Annotated in this window: 1 protein-coding gene; it reads right to left on the bottom strand. The window is 61.6% G+C overall.

The genetic code is table 11. The annotated features are described in order from the left end of the window. Nucleotides 1-904 precede the first annotated feature (904 nt). Entirely contained in the window at nt 905-1,333 is a 429-nt protein-coding gene (locus BMX93_RS13375) for a hypothetical protein (RefSeq protein ID WP_245725862.1), read from the bottom strand. Nucleotides 1,334-2,588 lie beyond the last annotated feature (1,255 nt).

The following is a 2,588-nucleotide window of genomic DNA, read 5'->3' as shown; positions in this document are numbered from 1 at the left end:
CCCTGGGCTTCCGCAACCTCACCAACTACATCGCCAGAAGCCTGCTCGAGACAGGCGGATTCAGACCCCAACTACACCCTCGATTGGGATGAGCCTCTTTCCTCCACGCTCACAAACCCCGAACGATTCTACTTTCGAATTGTCGGAATACGTGACATCCTCACCGGAGAGCTTATCTCTGCAAAGGATGGAGAGTTCTGGTTGACAACTGGGCATAGTTACACTCTGGAAATCTTCCATCGACAGGAAACCCTCGGGATGACCCCTCAGAGCTAAGAATCACTGCGGGCGAAGGCTTGAGCACTCGTGACGTTGAGAGTCTGTCCCTCACATCGGCCTACGACTCGTTTTCTATACCGATTGATGTACCCAACCGCCCCAATATTACCCGCAGCTACGTAAAAGTTGGACCCCACATTCCCTCCGATGCCGCGTCAATCCGTCTGAGTATTGTGTTATCCCCGTCGAACGCGCAGAAATATGCGATCCCAGCTGCGAGAGCGGTCACGGCTGGCGCAGTGGCGTTCGCCGCAACCGATCTCGTGCCCAAAGATGGTCGGGGAGCTGTGCTTTCGGTTGTGGTTGCCATAATTGTATTTTCACTAGGACTCTGGCAAACGAAGCGCGGGTTGAAACTTCTTCCATGATTTGAAAGTATCAAGAGAGAACCTGAATGATGCGTGGCATGCTCCTCGTGACCCGGTCCGTGTGATTTGGGGACTCTTCGCAATTGAGGGTGTAGGAGTGTTGGCCGAGGCTGTCGGCAGGGATTGGGGGTGTGGGCCCGGGAACCACTGTTTACCACAACATATTCAGATGACCGCGGGTGCCTTGAAAGATTGGTTCTGTGTTCGGCAAATGGATTGCATGGTGTACCCGTGCGAGGGCAGTTCTGTTGCCGTCCTCACTTGGACCGGGTCTTGGAGCCGTCAGCCTCCAGCGCTGAGCGGACGCATTTCCGGTCGGCTCCGATCTGCCTCGCGACCGCCCTGATCGACATGCCGGTCCGATACAGACGCACCGCATCCGCGGCCTCAGCTTCGTCGAGCCCGACCGGTCGACGTGGCACGTTCCTTCGTCGGAGGTGTGCGAACACCGTGGCCCGGTGCACGCCGTAGCGTCCCGCGAGCTGATCGATCCGCGTTCCGGAGAGGTAGTCGCCGACGAGCCGATCGATCTCGCACGCCGTGAGAAGAGTTTGTACCGTCTCGATAGTCCGCACGACGGGCCCTCGGGAGTCCTCGATGCGCGGGGCCGCCGCCCGGCGCGCATCCCGGAACACCCCACGATTCCAGCGGGTGACGAGGGTCTGCGCCTTCCGGGGAAAGTTCACCAACGCTTCATGGAGGGACCCCATACGGTTCTTGTGTGAACTTTCGACTTAGGTTCCGGCCCAGGCTTTTCGTGTCCCGATGTCCTCGCCTTGGGGTGACCCAGCCGAGGACATCGGCCTGGAGGTCCGCGTTGGACGGTTCGTCGAACGCGGTACGGGAGCCCTCGCATAGTGAGCCTGAAGCAGCTTGGTCTGGTCGCCTCCAGTTCGGCGCGCGGCGATTTCAGCCAGTTCAGCGGAGCGTTCGCACGTCGTATGTCGAACTTGGTGTGGCTCGTCCCGGGGAGTGCTCGTCGGGCTTCGGGCGGTATCTGGACGCGAGTGTGGAAGAGCTCGATGAGCGCTCAACGTCCTCACTGAGTATCGCCGAACGGGCGTATCCCTCGCGCCGGGCGTCGCGGGAGAATCCCAGGAAATGGGGGTAGATGGTGTCTTACTGGTCTTCGCTGTGCAGACGATGAGTCGAGAGCCGCGCTGCCCTCGATAGTGATCGTGAATCTGGGTGGCACCGGCGGACTCAAGGTGTGCGCCGAGCACGGCCCTTCTGGACGTTGTCGGCGGCTCACATGACCTCCGTCGGCGAAGGCGGCGTGCTACAGGCATGAAACCGTAGATTCCTGCCCCTCGACCTCGTCGCCGTCGGCACCGGGTGACCTGGAGCCTGACCGCGTCCCGATGCGACGCCATCGCCAACGGGACTCAGCCTGAGAACGGGCCGGGTGCCGACCACCGTTGAGACTGTCAGCCCACCGAACATCACCGCGGTCGCAGACGCCCGCCGCTGCGACCGCGTACAGCGGCACGAGCGCGCCCGCGCTCGCCGCCGACAGCCCGGGCTCACCCACGATCTGCGGCAACAGCCCCACCACGCATAGCTCCGTCAGTCCGATTCCGGGGCCGCCCACAGCCCCGCCGGCAACCTCCCCGTCCTCATCCGCACTTCGACACCCGCCGCAACTCATGTCCATAGTTCGCGGTATTGCGATATAACGACCTCTAGGTCAATCCGCGGACCGAATGGCTTCACCCCTGAAGACGTATACCCATGCCCACCGAGTCGAGAGGCAGCCGAAAAACACCGACGATCGCAGCGACGAAGCGGAGCGCTCTGCAGGCCTGTGCGCCCTCCGATGAGATCGCTGTTCAGGAGCGCGCGGGCGCTAGGGCGTGTCTCCCAATAGGCGTGTCCAGGTGAGGATGGTGCAGAGGGTGACGCCTGCGCGGTAGGTGATCGCGAGTTTGTCGTACCGGGTAG

The sequence above is a fragment of the Propionibacterium cyclohexanicum genome (genome assembly GCF_900111365.1).
Lineage (GTDB): Bacteria > Actinomycetota > Actinomycetes > Propionibacteriales > Propionibacteriaceae > Propionibacterium > Propionibacterium cyclohexanicum.
Note: the sequence above shows the minus strand (reverse complement) of the source record. Positions and strands in the feature narration are given on the sequence as shown.